The organism is Flavobacterium sp. (assembly GCF_004211145.1).
Taxonomy (GTDB): Bacteria; Bacteroidota; Bacteroidia; order Flavobacteriales; family Flavobacteriaceae; genus Flavobacterium.
Genome location: NZ_SEBS01000025.1, coordinates 1 through 18,921, shown reverse-complemented (window position 1 = coordinate 18,921; position 18,921 = coordinate 1). Strand labels below are relative to the sequence as shown.

The following is an 18,921-nucleotide window of genomic DNA, read 5'->3' as shown; positions in this document are numbered from 1 at the left end:
AACAGTCGATCTGCAGTCAGCGTTTCCCAAAAACAGCGTTTCCCTCCAGTCCAACTTCCTGTCGCTCACCATTTTTTCAACAACCACTTCACTTTTAACATATTTTACTACATTTATCCATTGAACCTAACTCAACTCAATGCGCATCGCGAAAATTGTTTCCACATTGACTTTGTTTTTCGCTGTCGGCGGGAAAGCCTTCGCCTCGCAAGGTAGCGCTTTAGTGCAAGGCGTTCCGGCCGACGAACGGTTCTACACCCAGATTTGGTTCCTGGCGTTGATGCTTGTGTTGACGGGCGTACTTTTATATCTGACTTTTAACCGGAAAGCGCGCTTCAATAAAGATTTCGTTTCGAATTATTCCGAGATCGACATCAACCTCGAACAGTTCCGGCTTTACTTGCTTTTTTTCGGGATCATCTTCTTTGTGACCGAGATCTTCCTCGAGTTCTTTTCGGTCCGGAACAAAAGCGAACTCGCCGAGAACATTACGTTCAGCCTGATTTTGCTCGGACTTTATTTTGCGACCGACCGATCGCGCTTTCTCGCCAAAAATATCCGTATGATTTTCCTGGGCGCGTTCGTCTTTTACCTGACCTACGTTACCTACAAACTCGTCGCGATGCCGTTCGAGATCATTACGCTTACCGAATTCATCCTGATTTATTTCTTCTCGTATAACGTGTTCAAGAACATACGCGAATATTTGATTTTCGTCGTGGTCCTGTTCATCACGCTTTTCGCTTTGCTGATCACCTCGCTGCTCGACGACCAGATCGTGGCGATCCTATTCAACGCCTGTTTGATCACGACGGTTTTCCATTACACGAAGCACATCGGAATCCTCAATACCAAAGACAAATTCCTGTTTGCGAACGAAATCGTGAACAAGGGAAATTCGCTTACGATTGCGACGAATAAGCGGGGCGAAGTGCTGTTCTGCAGTGAAAGCGTTATTCGAATTTTGGGTTACACGCCGAACGAAGTCATGGACCTGAACTTTTGGAAACTCACTGAGGATGCGGAATTCATCGGACTGGATTACCACGAAAATTACGTAGACGAACGCCTTTACATCCGGAAATTACGATGCAGCAACGGCGAGTACAAATACATCCAATGGAAAGACAAGCAGTATTCCGAGAATCTTTTCATCGGCATCGGACAGGATATCACGCATCAGGTCCACATCCAAAACCAATATAAGAACCTGATCGAATCGGCTTCGGACATCATCTACGAAACCGACCGACACGGGAATTACACCTACGTCAACCCATTTACCCAACAAATTTTAGGTTATTCGGCCGACGAGTTCTACCAAAAACATTACAGCGTTTTGATACGCGAGGATTACCGTGAAAAAGTCCGCGCCATCTATCTCAAAGCGCCGAAAAACCGAAGCTTCTACCCTGTCCAAATTTTCCCGTTCGTCAAGAACGACGGCGAAAGTCTGTGGGTTTCGCAAAGCGTGACGATCAAGCGCAACGATTTCGGGAAGATCATCGGATTTTCAGTCATCGCGCGCGACATCACGCACGTAAAAAGTCTTGAAGACGAAAAGAGCCGCAAGGAACGAAAGGTCAACCGCTACAACGAAACGCTCCAATCATTCGCGACGAAGAGTTTTTCAGGACAGGAAACCCTCGATGACATCCTCAAACACATCTTGACGGTTTCGGCCGAGAGCCTACATGTCGATCGCGCGGGTTATTGGGATTACGAACCTCAAAAAATCCATTGCCTTTCGTTGTATCGAAAAGGAAACGCCGACTTTCACGGCGGCCAGATCCTGAACCGAAAAAATTACCCCGTTTACTTTTCGGCGCTTGAAAAAGAAAGACAGGTCGTCGCATCGAAAGTGTATGAAGATGAAAAGACGGTGGAACTTTGCGCCGACTACATTCCGGCGAACAACATCCGTTCGTTGCTCGACACGCCGATTTTCATAAACGGTGAGATTACGGGCATCATTTGTTTCGAGTCGGTTGAAAATCATTGCAAATGGGACAGCGAGGACATTGGTTTCGCGCGCTCGGTGAGTGATTTGACCGCGATCGCCATAGAATCACACATGAGGCTCGAAGCCGAGAAAAACCTCGCCTACAAGACCGAACTGCTCTCGGCGATCACGCGCAATACGGGGAAATTCCTCATGAGCCGCAACACCGATGAACTTTTCGCGGGCATTTTGAATTCGGTCGGCAAAGTGACGAACGTGGACCGAATCTCGTTTTTCGTCGCCAACGAACGCAACCAGACCATTCAGCAGAAACACCGTTGGATGGGACCGACCGAAGGCATCACGCAACCGAATCCCGTGTTGCAGGAATTGCCGTATGAAATGGTCCACGACATCATCGAATCCATGAAAGCGGGCCGACCGTATCATTCCGTCGTGAGCAGGATCGAAAACCGGACGACGCGCGAACTGCTCCAAAAACTCAATTCGACCTCATTGCTTTCGCTTCCGCTTTTCATCAAACAGAAATTATATGGAATGGTCGTTTTCGACGTGACGACGGAACGCGAATGGACCGACGATGAAATCACGATCCTGGAATCGCTCGCGGGAAACATTTCGCTCGCCATCGAACGCAACATCAACGAGACTATCAGCAACGAAAGCGAGGAAAAGTTCAGGTTGCTCGCCAACAACATTCCGGGAACCGTGTATTTGCTCAACGCCGACGACTCGGTCGAATACTTGAACGACGACATCGAAAAACTCACGGGCCATTCGCGCGAAGAGTTCATGCAGCATGGATTCAAATTTTCATCGTTGGTCTACGAAGACGACAGGGACGAAGTGTTCCGAATCAGGAAACAAGGCTTGATCGACCGCGAATCTTTCCATTTGGAATATCGCATCACGCACAAAAGCGGCAAAATTGTCTGGGTAGAGGAATTCGGCGATGTGATCGTCCGGAACGAAAACGTCGAATTCGTCGAAGGAATTTTACTCGATATCACCGAACGCAAGCGCAACGAATCGGCTATCAAGGAAAAAGAACTCGCCGAGGCCGCAAACCGCGCCAAGTCAGAATTCCTTGCCAACATGAGTCACGAGATCCGAACGCCTTTGAATGGCATCATCGGGTTTACCGACCTGCTCATGAAGACAAACCTCGAAAACATACAGCGACAGTACATGAATACGGTGAACCAGTCGGCGACCGCGCTCATGGAAATCATAAACGACATCTTGGATTTCTCGAAGATCGAAGCCGGAAAACTGGAACTGTCGGCCGAAGACACCGACCTTTTGCGCCTGTGCAACCAAATCACGAAACTCATCGAATACGAATCGCGCATCAAGAACCTCGAGGTGAAACTTTCCATCCACGAAAATGTGCCGCGTTGCATCCTCGTCGATGAAATCCGGCTCAAGCAAATCCTGATCAATCTGATGAGCAATGCCGTGAAGTTCACTGAAAAAGGCAGCATCGAGCTTACGGTCAGGGTTTTGGAAATGCAAAGTGAGAACGTGAAATTGCATTTTTCGGTGAAAGACACGGGCATCGGCATCAGGAAATCGAACCAGGAAAAGATATTCGACGCGTTCTCGCAGGAAGACAGTTCGACGACGAAAAAATTCGGAGGAACGGGACTCGGACTCGCGATTTCGAACAAACTGCTCGGACTCATGGACAGCGAACTCCAGCTAAAAAGCACGTATGGACAAGGAAGTACGTTCTTTTTTGAAGTGACTTTGGGCTTGGCCGACAATTGTGATTTCGATCCGATGTCGCAAAATCCAAATGCACAAAGCCTCAAGAACGGGAATTTCGCCGACGAACAAATGCGAATACTTATCGTCGAAGACAATAAAATCAACATGTTGCTCGCCAAAACGCTGATCCGCAAAATCATGCCCCAGGCGATAATCTTCGAATGTTTCGACGGCCAGCAAGCGGTTGACGAATTCATGAACGTAAAACCCGACCTCGTTTTCATGGACGTGCAAATGCCCGTGATGAACGGTTACGAAGCTGCGAAAGAAATTCGTAAATTCAATGTCTCGGGAATTCCTGTGATCGCGCTCACTGCGGGAACGATAAAAGGCGAAAAAGAGAAATGCCTACAGGCCGGAATGGACGATTATATCACCAAACCGATCGTCGAGGAAGACATTCGAGAAGTGTTGCAGACCTGGTCCCGAAAGAAAGAAGCATAACCTAAAACAACTATGATATGAAATGGCTAGGACGCCGCGAAAGCGGAAATCTTGAAGACCGACGCGGCATGAGCGGCGGAAAAGTTGCAGCCGGTGGCGGCGTGATCGCACTGATCGTATTGGTGGCGCAGATGTTTTTGGGCGGAGATGGCGATACGGGAACAATCATAAATGAAATCCAGCGACAGTCAGTACAAACTTCCACGGAACAACGCGAGTTGACGCCCGAAGAAAAAGAACTCGGGCAAATGGTCGACGCCATTCTTGTCGATACCGAAGACGTATGGAAAAAAATATTCGCCGAAAACGACATGACGTACCAAGAGCCGAACCTTGTTCTGTTTACCGACGGTGTCGAGACAGGATGCGGAAGCGCGACCTCGGCAGCCGGACCGTTCTATTGTCCGACCGACCAAAAAGTCTACATGGATCTCGAATTTTTCAAGGAGCTGCAATCGCGTTTCGGCGCGAAAGGCGGCGACTTTGCGATCGCGTATGTGATCGCGCACGAAATCGGGCACCATGTCCAGACGTTGCTCGGAACTTCCAAAAAGGTACGTGAAATGCAGCAAGGAATGAGCGAGGCCGAAGCCAACAAACTATCGGTCGCACTCGAACTCCAAGCCGATTTTTACGCCGGGCTTTGGGCGCATTACAACGAAAAAGAAAAACATTTCCTTGAAGATGGCGATATCGAGGAAGCGCTCAGTGCCGCCCAGGCAGTCGGTGACGACGCGATCCAAAAACGCATGCAAGGCCACGTCGTTCCCGATTCGTTTACGCACGGAACATCGGCCCAACGTATGAAATGGTTCATGAAAGGCTTTGAAGGCGGCAATATTAAAGACGGCGACACATTTTCAGGTATCTGATTTTCACCGATGACCGATCTGCAGAAAGTCGTCGTTTTCAGGGAAATGATCCGGCGAGACTTGCCCCCGATCTTAATTGAATGCGGCTACCATAAGATTTACGATAATCTCGATGATTCGGACGAGAACGCACAACACATTTTCAAACTCGTTTTTTCGGGTAAAAATATCATTGAGATCAGCAATTCGGATTGGCGGGATTTTGTTGAGTTTTTTGATGTTTATTTGGACGGCGTTGAAGTCGCTTCGGTAAACATTTTGGAATATCCGAATTTGGAAATGGCATTCGGTAGCCTGAAGAAAATTCTCGATGAAGTAATAGCTTACCCGAAACACTCTTAAAGTTGCAAACAAGACAACGTATTTCGAGAATCAAAAACTCAACTATGAGATTGGATTAGGTTTTTCAAAAAAGCTTTAGTTAACAATGCTATACAAGCGACATGTTCCAGTCGGTTGATTTTGAAATTATAGGATGAAAAAAGCATCTTGACATTATTCGTTTTGGTTGCCACGATTTTTTGTGTGGCTCAAACGTATAGTCTTGAGGATCGCAATCAAATCAATTGCGATTGGTCATGCAATGACCGACATCCCGATTTTCCAGGAGGAATTCAGAAAGTAACTAAAAACATCAAATCTTAAATCGGATACTGAAAAATCCGCGGTAAAACACCACGGTTCGAATTTGCGCTCAATCGACACGGAAACACCAAGTCGATAACGATACGCGAGGTCAAAAAATATTTCAGTCATCGCCAATTGGAAATGGTTAACCCAACCAACCTTCCCTATCCAAACTCCGATACTGGATCGCCTCGGCAATGTGTTCCGATGAAATATTTACCGAATTCCCCAAATCGGCGATGGTTCGCGACACTTTCAATATCCGATCGTAAGCGCGCGCCGACAAATTCAGACGTTCCATTGCGGTCTTTAAAAGTTGGAGCGACGTCTCGTCTAGCGCGCAGAATTCGCGGATTTGCTTCACCGTCATCTGCGCATTGTAATTGATGTTCTCGAATTCGGTAAAACGAACCGACTGGATTTCCCTGGCTTTTGTGACGCGCGTGCGGATTTCCTCGCTTGTTTCGGACTTTCGCGTGTCCGACAATTTCTCGAACGGCACGGGCGTAACTTCAATATGAATGTCGATTCGGTCGAGCAGCGGTCCCGAAATCTTGTTCAAGTATCGTTGCATCTCATTGGCCGACGAACTCACGACCGCCGAACCGTCGTTGAAATAACCGCCCGGACTCGGATTCATACTCGCGACCAACATGAACGACGACGGATACGTAACCGTAAACTTCGCGCGCGAAATCGTGACCTCGCGATCTTCGAGCGGCTGGCGCATGACTTCGAGCACGTCGCGTTTGAATTCGGGCAATTCGTCGAGGAAAAGCACGCCGTTGTGAGCCATGGAAATTTCCCCGGGCTGTGGAAAGCTCCCGCCTCCGACCAACGCGACATTCGAGATCGTGTGATGCGGACTTCGAAACGGGCGTTGCCGCATCAACCCGACTTCCTTCAACTTTCCGGCGACGCTGTGTATTTTCGTAGTTTCGAGTGCTTCGCGAATCGTCATCGGAGGTAAAATACTCGGCAAACGCTTGGCCAGCATCGTCTTTCCAGCTCCGGGCGGCCCGATCAAAACCACATTGTGTCCGCCGGCCGCGGCGATTTCCATGCAGCGTTTGATCGACTCCTGCCCTTTCACGTCGCTGAAATCGAATTCGGGAAAAAGCGGCAGATTGAATTCTTCGCGTGTATTGATGATTGTGGGTTCAAGCGTTCCTTTGCCGCAGAAAAAATCAATCACCTGTTGCAGGTTTTCGACGCCATATACATCGAGATCGTTCACGATTGCAGCTTCTTTGGCATTTTGCATCGGCAGGAAAAAACCTTTGAAACCGTCTTCCCTGGCTTTGATCGCGATCGGCAACGCGCCTCGGATCGGTTGCAGGCTTCCGTCGAGCGAGAGTTCGCCCATGATGAGATAGTTTTCGATGTCGTCGGCTTTGATCTGGCCCGACGCGACGAGAATGCCCAGCGCGATCGTCAAATCGTAGGCCGAACCTTCCTTGCGTAGATCGGCCGGAGCCATGTTGATCGTGATTTTTTTCCCGGGCAGCGAGAGCCCGTTGTTCTTTAACGCCGCGGCAATTCGATAACTGCTTTCCTTTATCGCGTTGTCAGGCAATCCTACCAAGTGGTAGCCGATTCCTTTGTCCATGTGGACTTCGATTGTGATGGTCGTGGCTTCGACGCCAAAGACGGCGCTTCCGAATACTTTTACTAGCATGGCGTGTAATTTTTTAGATGGCTTGTATGGTGTAAATGTAGGGAAATTGTTGATTCGTTGATTCGTTGATTTGTTGATTTGTTCATTTGTTCATTTGTTGATTTGTTGATTTGTTGATTTGAGTACTTGTCTTCCGAAAAGTGTGAAAGTGTGTTGACCCTGAACTCTAAACTCTGAACTCTAAACTCTGAACTCTAAACTCTGAACTCTAAACTCTAAACTCTGCCCTTGAACCCTAAACCCTGAACCAAAAAAATAAAATCCCCACATCCAAAATTCAAATTTCCCCGTATATGTTTGCACCAATAATTTAACCATGATACCCGCCCCAATACCACAAAACGACAGGCAGCGCCTTGACGCGCTCTTGTCATATAAAATACTTGACAGCGAACCGGAAAAGGATTTCGACGATATCACACGACTCGCAGCCGACATTTGCGGCACTCCCGTTTCCATTATCACATTGCTTGACGAAGACCGACAATGGTTCAAATCCAAAATCGGGCTCGATGTCGATCATACCTCGCGCGACATTTCGTTTTGCGGACACGCGATCGGAAATCCCAATGAGAATTTCATCGTCGAAAATGCGATTGAGGATGAACGTTTCCACGACAATCCGTTGGTTACCGACGGCATCAAGATCCGCACCTACGCAGGCGTTCCGCTCATCAATCCCGACGGTTTCGCATTGGGAACTTTATGCGTGATCGACGACCGCGCCAAAACACTCGAAGCTCATCAGATAAAGGCGCTCGAAACGCTCGCGAACCAGGTTACGAAACTGCTCGAACTCCGCAAGAACAATCACAAACTCGTCGAAAGCCACAACTCGCTGGCGCAGCGTTACAAAGACCTCGAGACGTTTTCGCAGGTCGTTTCCCACGATTTGAAGTCGCCTTTGAACAACATCACGCAACTCGTAGAATTCTTTGGCGAAATGTATAGCGACAAGCTTGACGACCAAGGGAAACAAATGGTCGGTTACATCGGAACATCGGCAGGCGAACTCAAAAAACTGATCGACGGCATTCTCGAATACTACCGATTTGACACGCTCGACGTAAGCCAATTCGAAAAGATCAGGTTGCGCGAATTCAGCGAGTACATAAAAGGATTGCTGCATGCGAAGCCGGATTTCGAGTTCATATTTCCCGATGAAGAAGCGCGTTTCCGTACCAACAAAATGGCGTTCGGACAAATCCTGCACAACCTGATCGCCAACGCCATCAAGTACAACGACAAGGAAAAAGGCGTAATCGAGATCGGTTTTGAAAAATTCGAGGACGAGATCGCAATCTCAGTCAAGGACAACGGAATGGGAATTCCTGAAAAGCATTTCGGCAAGATTTTCGAGATTTTCGGCACGCTTGGCAAAACCGATCGTTCGGGAAACAAAGGCACGGGAATCGGGCTTTCGACGGTGAGCAAACTCGTAAATAGGCTCGGCGGACGCATCGAACTCGAATCGGAACTCGGCGTCGGAACCACATTCAAGGTGTATCTGAAAAAATAAACCATCAGGTTTAACGCGACTTTTGCACTTTGCTCTTTGCACTCTGCACTTCTTCGCGTACCTTTAAATAAAAAACCATGGGACTATTCAACGCCATTTTAGGAAACGCTTCTGAAGTTTCCATCGCCGACATTTCAAAGGAATTCCAACCGATGCTTATCGAAGGTGAAAACATCGAAAAAGCCTTCAAACTCATACGCGACATGTTCATCTTCACGAACAAGCGCTTGATTCTGGTCGAGAAACAACTCGTCGGGACAAAGACCGATTACCTGTCGATCCCGTATTCGAACGTGATAAAATTCTCAAAGGAATCGGCCGGAATCCTCGATCTCGACGCCGAACTCAAGATCTGGATCAAGGACGAAGCCGAACCGATCAAGAAACAATTCGGGAAAGGAAGTGATAATATTAATGAGGTGTATCGGATTTTGGGACAGCATATTTTAGCATAAGTGCAGGGTGCAAAGAACAAAGTTCAAAGTTTAGAGTCGGTCAGAAATGATCGACTTTTTTTATACATTTTTCAATTCTCTGCACTTTGCACCTTGCACCTTGCACCTTGCACTTTGCACTTTGCACTTTGCACTTTGCACTAAAAAAAGTAAAAAAATCTTGTCATAATGTAAAATAAACTTTACATTTACCCCGAGTTCAATCATCAATCACTAAAATCAAATGAAGACACAATTTCTATTTCCGAATCGATGCAAGACAATCGGTTGGATATTTCTCGCAATCGGAATTATCGGACTATTGCTTATGAACCGAACCGTGGGCGGAATCAAGCTTGACGACTCCGTCCGAATCACGACATTTGCGATTGCCGACGGCGGACTAATGGGCAGCGCGTCCTATTTCAGTTTCGTAAAAAATTCAATGTACGACGAGTTCGTGCTCGCGCTGATGATCCTCGGCGGCTTGTTCGTGGGTTTTTCACGCTGCAAAAATGAAGATGAATTCATCTCGCAGATTCGTTACGAAAGCCTGGTTTGGGCCGTGTATTTCAATTTCGGATTGTTGCTGTTGTCGACACTTTTCATTTACGGAACATATTACATGAGCGTGGTTTTGCACAACATTTTCTCGCTGCTTATTTTCTTTATCATCCGATTCCACATCAAACTCTACCAACTCCAAAAGTCGATGCGCGATGACGAATAACCTAAAAGTGTTGCGCGCGATAAAGAACATCTCGCAGGAAGAACTCGCCAAAATTATCGGTGTGAGCAGGCAAACGATCAACGCGATGGAAAAGGCGAAATACGTTCCGTCGACAGTCTTGGCGTTGAAGTTGTCGCGTTATTTTGAAAAGTCGGTTGGGGAAATTTTTACGCTCGAGGAAACGGATTGACGCAAAAGTTCAAAGTGCAAGGCGCAAGTTCAAAAAATTGCAAGAATTGGAACTTTATACCTGATTTTTGGCTCATCTTAGCACAAATTGCCTTTGCTCGTTGCACCTTGCACTTTGAACTCTGAACTTTTTATTTAAATTTCCCAATCCCGTCCTTCAACCAAGCCAGATATTCCTCCTTCTTCGTCACGCTCACCGGTTCATTCAAATTCTTTTCATCCAATCCGATGAGCACATAAAGTGGCTGCGTATTGGTTTTGTATCGGATAATCGAAAACTCGGTCCACTTATCGCCGATCGTTTCAATATCATCGCCCGTTTCCTTCGACACGTATTGCTCGTTTTTAGGAAGATCGCGCTTGTCGTCCATGTACAATGAGATAAGTACGATATCGTTCTTGAGGATTTTCAGCACGTCGGTATCGCTCCAAACGTATTGTTCCATCTGTCGGCAATTCGCGCACGCATGTCCCGTAAAATCGATCATCACGGGTTTTCCGACTGATTTCGCGTACTTCAACCCGGTTTCATAATCGTCGAACGCAATAATATCATGCGGTCCGAGTTTTGCGCCTTCAGGCAGTTTTTCAGCCGATGCCGATCCGCCTTTCCCGATGCCGCGCGGGCTTTCGCTGTATTCCATCGGTGGCGGGAATGCGCTGATGATCTTGAGCGGCGCACCCCAAAGTCCCGGGATCAAGTACACCGTGAATGTCAACACGAGCAATCCCAACAATAATCGCCCGACCGAAATAAACGGCAACGGACCGTCGTGTGGCGTCGTGATTTTTCCGAAAAGATACAACGTCAACGTCCCGAAAATCGCAATCCAGATCGCAAGGAAAACTTCGCGTTCGAGCAAATGCATCTGCAAGACCAAGTCAGCATTCGAAAGGAATTTGAACGCCAAGGCAAGTTCCAGAAACCCGAGGAAAACCTTGACCGTGTTGAGCCATCCGCCCGATCTCGGCAATGAGTTGAGCCAACCCGGGAACATCGCGAACAACATGAACGGCAAGGCCAACGCCAACGAGAATCCGAACATGCCGACGACAGGGCCGATTCCGCCTTGTGACGCCGCTTCGAATAATAATGTTCCGACGATCGGACCTGTACATGAAAACGAAACGATCGCGAGCGCCAATGCCATGAACAAAATCCCGACGAAACCGCCGCGATCCGCCTGACGATCTACTTTGTTCGCCCAACTGTTCGGAAGCACGATTTCAAATGCGCCCAAAAACGAGGTCGCGAACACGACCAAAAGCACGAAAAATATCACGTTGAAATATACGTTGGTTGCCAATGCGTTGAGTGCGTCGGCCCCGAATATACCGGTTACGATCGACCCTAAAGCGACATAGATTATGATGATCGAAATACCGTACGTGATCGCATTCCTGATTCCGGCCGCCTTGTTCTTACTTTGTTTGGTGAAAAAACTCACGGTCATCGGGATCAACGGGAACACACAAGGCGTGAGCAGAGCCGCGAATCCTGATAGGAACGCGATAAAGAAGATCGACCACAAACTGCGCGATTCCGTGTCTTTTGGAGCCGCATCCGCTTCCGTTTTTTTGGTCGTGACCTCGTTCGTTTTTACGGTATCTATTGCGGTTTGACTCGAATCTACAGTCGGCGTTTCAATCGTTTCAGGAGCCGCTACCGCCGCTGTTACAGCCGTTTTATCGATGGCCGCAACGGGAATTTTTGGAAGTGCGAACCTGAATTTCTCGTCCCCGTTCTTACACGCTTCCTTGCACACCTGATAATCGACCTTGGCATCTATGAAGGTCAATTTCGGATTGATGATTTTTACGCGTTGCGTCAACACCGCTTTCTTCTCGAAGAACACTTCATCGACTCCGAATATGTCACTGAACTCACGTTTGGTCGCACTTTCGCTGGCTTTCCCGACCAAAACGTAATTCCCTTTCGATTCCTTGAAATCGATCGTGAGTGCGATCGGACCGTCGTCGGGCGTGAATTGGGAATAGATATGCCAACCGTCTTCGATCGCGGCTTCAAACACCAATTTGAATTCGGTGTCCGTGATTTTTTCAATGCGCGACGACCATTTCACGGGTTCTACGAGTTGGGCCGAAATGTTTGTGAATGCCAGCGTGGCCAGCAATAAAAAGAGGAACTTTTTCATTCGAGTACTGCTATCTGCAAAATGTTTGTTGTGTTGTTTGTTACCTTGAACCGCTCGTCCTGGCGCAATCCGACGATCCAAACGATGTCGTCGTTCGAGCACAGCAGCCACGCGCCAGCTTTTTGCGGAAGCGATAATTTTTCGTCCTTGAACAGTTTGGAAACCTTTTTCGATTTGCCTTCCATTCCAAGCGGATAAATCACATCGCCTTCGCGCCAACGCCTGAGCTGCAAAGGAAACTGCAGTTTTTTGGCGTCGACAAAGATAGCCGTATTTGGTTTGGCGTCCATCTTTTCGACGTTGGTAATTTCGAGTTTTAAGGGAAAATTAACTTGCGACATTCCTTTGTAAATCGAGTACGATCGGTCGGCTTGTTCATCGCGTTTCGGATAGAGCAATAAAAAACCGCGATCCTTGAGCAAAACGAAATCATCAGTTTCGATGCGTTTCCCCGATTGGGCCGACGTCAGATCGTAAATATCGCTCCACGTCGAAAAGCCGTAACCGTTGAGCCAATGATACAGATACGCGTGAAAATTCGGCAATTTCAATAATTCCGACAAATCAAAGCGAATCTGGTTTCCATCTTGACGAGCTACTTTTTGATACACCAGAATCGCGGCGTCGTTGGCCATGCTTTGCGTCTGCTGCAGATATTTCTGCGTTTTCGAAAAACCGTTGAGCAATTCCGGATTGATTTCCTTCAACTGCGGAAGTACGTAATGTCGGATCTTGTTCCGAAGATATTTATCGGACGAATTGCTGCTGTCTTCGCGCCATTCAAGATTTTCATTTTGTGCGAATGCGAGAATTTCCTCTCTCGAAAACGGTAACATCGGACGAACGATCTTTTCATTCGATTGCGGAATGCCCGTCAAACCGTCGATTCCGGTTCCGCGTGACAGGTTTATCAAAAACGTCTCGAGGTTGTCGTCGGCGTGATGAGCCGTCAACACAAAGTCGAAATTCTGCGATTCAAGCAATTCGTAAAACCATTTGTACCGAAGCTCACGAGCCGCGACCTGAATCGACAATTTGAAATCGTCGGCGAATTTTTGAGTATCGAATTTCGTCGAGAAAAAACGTACTTTATTTTGAGCCGCGAATTCCCGAATGAAGATTTCATCGAGTTCACTTTCGTCACCGCGAAGATTGAAGTTGCAATGCGCGATCGCGATGTCATAACCCGATTTCTTGAAAAGCGTCGCCATCGCAATGCTGTCGAGACCTCCGCTCACGGCGAGCAACAATCGCGTGCCGCTAAGAAACGCGAGGTTTTTGGAAAGATGGCTTTGGAACTTTTCGAACATTTGACGAAGTTATATTTTTTTGGTTAATCGGTTGGTGGCGATATTTGGTTAATCGATTAAACAGTTAACCAATTAAACATTTCCTCATTCCCGTTCCAAGACCCGACGCATTGCCACCGCCTTCACCAGACATTCCTCATATTCCAACAACGGGTTCGAAAGTGCAGTGATCGCGCTTCCGACCGAAAACGAAACGTATTTCGATTCGCTGTTGTACAAGATGCTTCGGATCACGACGTTGAAATCAAAATCGCCTTCGGGCGTGAAATAACCGAGTGCGCCGCTGTACAAACCGCGTTTGGTTTCCTCGAGTTCTTCGATGATTTTCATGGCCGAAATCTTGGGCGCGCCCGTCATGCTGCCCATCGGAAATGTCGTTTTCAGCACTTTGACCGCGGTTTGGTTTTGGCCGAGTTCCGACACGACGGTCGAAATCAGGTGATGCACTTGCCTGAACGTATATTCGCCGCACAATTCCTCGACGTGCACCGAACCTTTGGCGGCGGTTTTCGACAAGTCGTTTCGGACCAAATCGACGATCATTATGTTTTCGGACCGTTCCTTTTGATTCGCGGCCAAACGTGCCTTGATGCGACCGTCCTCGACTTTGTCGTCGCTGCGTTTGGCGGTTCCCTTGATAGGTTGCGAAATGATTTTATGGTGTTGCTTTTTGAGGTAACGTTCGGGCGACGCACACATCAAATAATCGTTTCCGTTTCGGAAATAAGCTGAAAACGGCGGTTCCGAAATCGCATTTAGACGGCAATACGTTTCGAGCGGATTGATCTGGGCGTCCTCGGCGTAAAATTCCATACAGAAATTCGCCTCGTAAATATCGCCGCGATGGATGTATTGCTGCATGCGCTCGACTTTCTTCAAGTAGTCTTTCTGTGAAATCCGTTGTCGGATCCGTAATCGGGATTCCTCGTGCGAAAGGTTTGTTCGCGTATTCAGGATGGCTTTGAAATCGTCTTCCATCTCGTCGTCGCACAAATGCAGGTACGCGATTTCGAGCTCGTTTCCCTTGAGCAAAAACAACTTTTTAGGTTGAAAGAAATACATATCGGAAAAATGCAGTCCGTCGAAATTTTGGGATGTCAGTTTCTCGGTATCGTTTTTCAAATCGTACGAAAGATATCCGAAAAGCCAATCGCGCGTCGTCTCATGCAGTTGCCTCAAATCGTCGAAAGCTTCGTGGTAATCGGTTTTGAGCGAGATGAACGCCTCGGCCGCAAGCACGCAATCGTATGTGTGGTACTTCGTGCCGTAATTATTGCTGTCAAGAAACGCCTTCTCGCGAAACGATTGCGACCAATGCACCAATTGCTGCTTGAATGCCTGCGGATCGTGGATTTTCTTGTGAAGTACGGTTCTCAACGTGTGGGTTTTTGCAAAACCAAAATTACAATAAAACTCCCGTTACCGAAACCCGATTTTTTTTGGCACGGTTGTTAGTGGAGCGAAAAACAGAAACTTTAAAAAATACGCGTGTTGACACAACTCTACTTAACCTTTTAACATCTTTTAGTAATTTAACACGTTATTTTTATGAAAACAAACTCGCTTTTGGGATTGGCGATCGCCTGCGCCCTACTCGCTTCCTGCAAACAATCAGAAATGAAAACCGAAGAATCGGTCGCGACTTCAACGACCGAAGAAAGCCTCTCTCCTGCCGAAGAAATTTCGGGCAACGCAAAACAAGACAAAAAAACATCCAACAATCTTTCGTCCTCGGCCGCGGTCGAAAAAAACGACGGGAAACACAAGTTCGTTCGAACGGCCGACATTCGATTTAAGGTTAAAGATGTCGCGAAATCAACGAACTCGGTCGAAGATGTCGTTTCCCAGGCCGGAGGCTTCGTCGTCAGCACCGAACTTAAAAGCGACGTCAACAAGACCGAGGAAAGCAAAATGAGCGAAGACAGCATCGTGAAAACCACTCAGTTCACCGTTTACAACGACATGATCATTCGCGTGCCGAACACGAATCTGGATGCCGCGCTCAAAACGATCTCGAAGGAAGTCGGTTACCTGGATTATCGGATAATAAAAGCCGAAGACGTCGCGCTCCAACTCAAATCGAACCAACTCGCGCAAAAACGTCTTGCGCGCCATCAACAACGCGTAGAGGATGCCGTCGATTCAAAAGGAAAGAAACTCAACCAAATCAACGACACTGAAAACGATTTGCTCGATAAACAAGCGACCTCCGATTCGGCGTTGCTCGACAATTTGGCGCTCGAGGACAAAGTGGCGTACAGCACTGTCGCCCTGAAATTGTATCAGGATGAAACGGTGCGTCGTGAAGTGCTCGCGAATTTTGAGAATGCGGCTTTTCGGACTCCTTTCGGCACAAGATTGCTCGACAGCTTGAAAACGGGTTGGTACATTTTGGAGGGAATCATCACTTTCGCTTTGAATTTTTGGCCGTTTTTGATTGCGGGTTTGGGTGTTTATTTGGGGTTGAAGAAATATGGTAAGAGGCGACAAACTGCGGTATAGGGAGAAACGCGGTGTTGCGGATTCGGATCGTTTAAAATGGAAAATTCGCTTTTGGATAACGGGATATTTTTGAATAGGATTCGCCGCGTAAAATTCCGATGTCGGCTTAAGACCTAACAGGCTTTCAAAACCTGTTAGGTCTGCCGAAGTTCGCAAATTCAAATTATAGTTTCAAGCATTTTTTCTACCGCAAATCATAAAAAAATCCCGCCTTCATACGAGAGCGGGATTTTTCGATGAAATTCGTCGCGTAAAAATCCGATTTCGGCAGACCTAACAGGTTTTCAAAACCTGTTAGGTCTGCCGAAGTTCCCAAATTCAAATTACAGTTTCAAGCATTTTTTCTACCGCAAATCATAAAAAAATCCCGCTTTCAAACAAAAGCAGGATTTTCGATGTAATTCGCCGCGTAAAATTCCGATGTCGGCTTAAGACCTAACAGGCTTTCAAAACCTGTTAGGTCTGCCGAAGTTCGCAAATTCAAATTATAGTGTCAAGCATTTTTTCTACCGCAAATCATAAAAAATCCCGCTTTCAAACGAGAGCGGGATTCTTAATTTTTGAAATAAGATGCGCGGATTACTTCTGCTGCGATTTCTTATAGTTGCTGTAAAATTTAATGTAAACACCAATGTTGGCAACGATCAAAAACCACATCATAAAATATTTTCCTTGAAAGATCGATTCAGTGAAAAAATTCGACATCGCCAAAAGGCAAAGGAAAATTCCTGTGAATGATAGAAGCGTCAGAATGATCAACTTCTTTTTATCGGGGTTTTGAAACCAGTTATCTTTTGTACTCAAAATATATTTTTTTTGGGATTACATGTGGATCGGACGCTTCTCGGTCGCATCCAAAGCCGCTTCTTTTATGGCTTCGGCGTAAGTCGGGTGCGCGTGCGACATTCTCGAGATATCTTCGGCCGAAGCGCGGAATTCCATTGCCGTAACCGCTTCCGCGATCAGATCAGCTGTTCGGGCTCCGATCATGTGGACGCCCAGAACTTCGTCGGTCTTCGCATCGGCGAGGATTTTCACGAAACCGTCGGTGTCGCCGCTCGCGCGTGAACGTCCGAGGGCTTTCATCGGGAAACTTCCCACTTTATACTCGACGCCGGCTTCCTTGAGTTGCTCCTCGGTTTTGCCGACAGCAGCGACTTCAGGCCATGTATACACGACTCCGGGAATCAGGTTGTAGTTCACGTGCGGTTTTTGCCCGGCCAATGTTTCGGCTACGAAAACGCCTTCTTCTTCAGCTTTATGTGCGAGCATCGCGCCTTTCACGACATCGCCGATCGCGTAGATGTTGGCGACGTTGGTTTGCAGATGGTCGTTTGTTTCAACGACGCCACGGTCAGAAACTTTCACGCCTGCCTTGTCAAGCGCCAATCCGTCGGTGAATGGGCGTCGACCTACAGATACCAACGCATAATCGCCTTGCAACGTGATTGTTTGTGCTTTCGCGTCGTCGGCCTGGATCGTTACGCCCGAACCGTTGTTCTCGACCGATTTTACCTTGTGCGACGTATAGAATTTCATGCCTTGTTTCTTCAAGACTTTCGTCAGTTCTTTCGACAATCCCGCGTCCATCCCGGGAATGATCCGGTCCATGAATTCGACGACCGAAACCTGCGCGCCCAGACGGAGATAAACCTGTCCGAGTTCCAATCCGATGACGCCGCCGCCAATTACGATCAGGTGTTTCGGGATTTCCTTGAGTTTCAATGCTTCGGTCGACGTGATCACGCGTTCCTTGTCCAATTTGATGAACGGCAACGTCGATGGTTTTGAACCCGTCGCGATGATCGTGTATTTCGCTTCGATAGTCTCCGATGACTCGTCCGACTTCGTGACTTTGATGTGCGTCGCGTCCTCAAACGATCCCAAACCTTCAAAAACGGTAATCTTGTTCTTGTCCATGAGGTATTTGATGCCGCTGACGTTTTGGTCGACGACGTTTCCTTTGCGCGCGATCATCTGCTCGAAATTGATCTTGATCTCGCCCGGAATCTCGATACCGTGCTCCTTAAAATGTGAAATCGCGTCGTGGTAATGGTGAGAAGAATCGAGTAACGCCTTACTCGGAATGCAGCCTACATTGAGGCAGGTTCCGCCAAGCGTCGGATATTTTTCTATGATTGCAGTCTTGAAACCTAATTGTGCACAACGGATGGCGGCCACGTAACCTCCTGGGCCGGAGCCGATCACGGCAACGTCAAATGAACTCATGGTGATTGGTTATTGATTTAGTGTCACAAAAGTAGGGAAAAAAGGTTCAGGGTGCAAGGCGCAAGGTTTTGGGTTCAGGGTTCAAGGTTTAGGGTTGAGGGTTCAGGGTTCAGGGTTCAGGGTTTAGGGTTTAGTGCGCATGTGCAAAAATCATGATCCGACGATAAAAGGTAGATTTAGTTATTCTGCCGAGCTCTGAACCGAATCTTAGGCTACGTTGCAGAATAATCATAATCTGTGTCAATTGATTCGCGCCTTCGTGTCTTCGTTGCGAAAAAACTTGCAAAAAAAAATAAAAAACTTCGTGCCTTCGCGCCTTCGTGCCTTCGTGTCAAAAAAAAAGCAACAAAAAAAACTTCGCGACTTCCCACCTTCTCGCCTTCGTGCCTTCGTGCCTTCGTGTCATAAAAAAGCAACAAAAAAAACTTCGTGACTTCGCGCCTTCGTGCCTTCGTGTCAAAAAAAAATGCAACAAAAAAAACTTCTTGCCTTCGCGCC

13 protein-coding genes are annotated in these 18,921 nt (G+C 47.4%); 8 read left to right on the top strand and 5 right to left on the bottom strand.

What is annotated here, in order from left to right; translation table 11 throughout:
* The first annotated feature begins 139 nt into the window (after positions 1-139).
* The 3 genes from EOO50_RS12150 to EOO50_RS12140 are packed head-to-tail and all read left to right on the top strand — an operon-like array spanning position 140 to position 5,391.
* Positions 140-4,177, top strand: coding sequence for a PAS domain S-box protein (locus EOO50_RS12150; RefSeq protein WP_290840498.1), 4,038 nt, complete (start codon positions 140-142; stop codon positions 4,175-4,177).
* A gap of 17 nt (positions 4,178-4,194) precedes the next feature.
* Positions 4,195-5,049, top strand: a complete 855-nt coding sequence (locus tag EOO50_RS12145) for a neutral zinc metallopeptidase (protein ID WP_290840496.1) — start codon at positions 4,195-4,197, stop codon at positions 5,047-5,049.
* 9 nt (positions 5,050-5,058) lie between these two features.
* Positions 5,059-5,391, top strand: a complete 333-nt coding sequence (locus EOO50_RS12140; RefSeq protein ID WP_290840495.1) for a hypothetical protein — start codon at positions 5,059-5,061, stop codon at positions 5,389-5,391.
* A 430-nt stretch (positions 5,392-5,821) separates the two neighbouring features.
* On the opposite strand, the gene EOO50_RS12135 is transcribed toward EOO50_RS12140, so the two are convergent.
* Positions 5,822-7,354 carry a YifB family Mg chelatase-like AAA ATPase gene (locus EOO50_RS12135; protein WP_290840493.1) on the bottom strand — a complete coding sequence of 511 codons (1,533 nt, stop codon included), beginning with the start codon at positions 7,352-7,354 and terminating at the stop codon, positions 5,822-5,824.
* A 316-nt stretch (positions 7,355-7,670) separates the two neighbouring features.
* Between EOO50_RS12135 and EOO50_RS12130 the strand changes: the two genes are divergently transcribed.
* The 4 genes from EOO50_RS12130 to EOO50_RS12115 all read left to right on the top strand — a co-directional run bounded on the left by EOO50_RS12130 (position 7,671) and on the right by EOO50_RS12115 (position 10,227).
* A complete protein-coding gene (locus EOO50_RS12130) occupies positions 7,671-8,873 on the top strand; it encodes an ATP-binding protein (RefSeq protein WP_290840491.1) in 1,203 nt (400 codons plus the stop codon).
* Positions 8,874-8,950: 77 nt separating this feature from the next.
* Positions 8,951-9,328, top strand: coding sequence for a PH domain-containing protein (locus EOO50_RS12125; RefSeq protein ID WP_290840489.1), 378 nt, complete (start codon positions 8,951-8,953; stop codon positions 9,326-9,328).
* 223 nt (positions 9,329-9,551) lie between these two features.
* On the top strand, positions 9,552-10,037 hold the full coding sequence (locus tag EOO50_RS12120) for a hypothetical protein (RefSeq protein ID WP_290840487.1): 486 nt from the start codon (positions 9,552-9,554) through the stop codon (positions 10,035-10,037).
* A complete protein-coding gene (locus EOO50_RS12115) occupies positions 10,027-10,227 on the top strand; it encodes a helix-turn-helix transcriptional regulator (protein ID WP_290840485.1) in 201 nt (66 codons plus the stop codon). The genes EOO50_RS12120 and EOO50_RS12115 overlap by 11 nt, the downstream gene beginning before the upstream one ends.
* 130 nt (positions 10,228-10,357) lie before the next feature.
* Here the strand turns inward: EOO50_RS12115 and EOO50_RS12110 are convergent, their stop codons facing one another.
* The 3 genes from EOO50_RS12110 to EOO50_RS12100 all read right to left on the bottom strand — a co-directional run bounded on the left by EOO50_RS12110 (position 10,358) and on the right by EOO50_RS12100 (position 15,069).
* The gene (locus EOO50_RS12110; RefSeq protein WP_290840483.1) at positions 10,358-12,382 is read right to left on the bottom strand and encodes a cytochrome c biogenesis protein CcdA; all 2,025 of its coding nucleotides are present in this window, start codon (positions 12,380-12,382) and stop codon (positions 10,358-10,360) included.
* Positions 12,379-13,692: a tRNA lysidine(34) synthetase TilS gene (gene tilS / locus EOO50_RS12105; RefSeq protein ID WP_290840481.1), complete on the bottom strand. Its 1,314-nt coding sequence runs from the start codon at positions 13,690-13,692 to the stop codon at positions 12,379-12,381. Before tilS ends, EOO50_RS12110 begins: the two co-directional genes overlap by 4 nt.
* Before the next feature lie 84 nt (positions 13,693-13,776).
* On the bottom strand, positions 13,777-15,069 hold the full coding sequence (locus EOO50_RS12100) for an anthranilate synthase component I family protein (protein ID WP_290840479.1): 1,293 nt from the start codon (positions 15,067-15,069) through the stop codon (positions 13,777-13,779).
* 171 nt (positions 15,070-15,240) lie between these two features.
* Between EOO50_RS12100 and EOO50_RS12095 the strand changes: the two genes are divergently transcribed.
* Positions 15,241-16,194 (top strand): DUF4349 domain-containing protein, encoded by a 954-nt coding sequence (locus EOO50_RS12095; protein ID WP_290840477.1) that lies wholly within the window; start codon positions 15,241-15,243, stop codon positions 16,192-16,194.
* Between the two features lie 822 nt (positions 16,195-17,016).
* Here EOO50_RS12095 and lpdA read toward each other — a convergent pair.
* A complete protein-coding gene (gene lpdA, locus EOO50_RS12090) occupies positions 17,017-18,423 on the bottom strand; it encodes a dihydrolipoyl dehydrogenase (RefSeq protein WP_290840475.1) in 1,407 nt (468 codons plus the stop codon).
* Positions 18,424-18,921 lie beyond the last annotated feature (498 nt).

What these genes read in the sequence shown, in the direction of transcription:
- EOO50_RS12125 (WP_290840489.1), top strand. Translation starts at nt 8,951, where the DNA reads ATGGGACTATTCAACGCCATTTTAGGAAACGCTTCTGAAGTTTCCATC.
- EOO50_RS12135 (WP_290840493.1), bottom strand. Translation starts at nt 7,354, where the DNA reads ATGCTAGTAAAAGTATTCGGAAGCGCCGTCTTTGGCGTCGAAGCCACG.
- tilS (WP_290840481.1), bottom strand. Translation starts at nt 13,692, where the DNA reads ATGTTCGAAAAGTTCCAAAGCCATCTTTCCAAAAACCTCGCGTTTCTT.
- EOO50_RS12095 (WP_290840477.1), top strand. Translation starts at nt 15,241, where the DNA reads ATGAAAACAAACTCGCTTTTGGGATTGGCGATCGCCTGCGCCCTACTC.
- EOO50_RS12150 (WP_290840498.1), top strand. Translation starts at nt 140, where the DNA reads ATGCGCATCGCGAAAATTGTTTCCACATTGACTTTGTTTTTCGCTGTC.
- EOO50_RS12110 (WP_290840483.1), bottom strand. Translation starts at nt 12,382, where the DNA reads ATGAAAAAGTTCCTCTTTTTATTGCTGGCCACGCTGGCATTCACAAAC.
- EOO50_RS12130 (WP_290840491.1), top strand. Translation starts at nt 7,671, where the DNA reads ATGATACCCGCCCCAATACCACAAAACGACAGGCAGCGCCTTGACGCG.
- lpdA (WP_290840475.1), bottom strand. Translation starts at nt 18,423, where the DNA reads ATGAGTTCATTTGACGTTGCCGTGATCGGCTCCGGCCCAGGAGGTTAC.
- EOO50_RS12115 (WP_290840485.1), top strand. Translation starts at nt 10,027, where the DNA reads ATGACGAATAACCTAAAAGTGTTGCGCGCGATAAAGAACATCTCGCAG.
- EOO50_RS12140 (WP_290840495.1), top strand. Translation starts at nt 5,059, where the DNA reads ATGACCGATCTGCAGAAAGTCGTCGTTTTCAGGGAAATGATCCGGCGA.
- EOO50_RS12120 (WP_290840487.1), top strand. Translation starts at nt 9,552, where the DNA reads ATGAAGACACAATTTCTATTTCCGAATCGATGCAAGACAATCGGTTGG.
- EOO50_RS12145 (WP_290840496.1), top strand. Translation starts at nt 4,195, where the DNA reads ATGAAATGGCTAGGACGCCGCGAAAGCGGAAATCTTGAAGACCGACGC.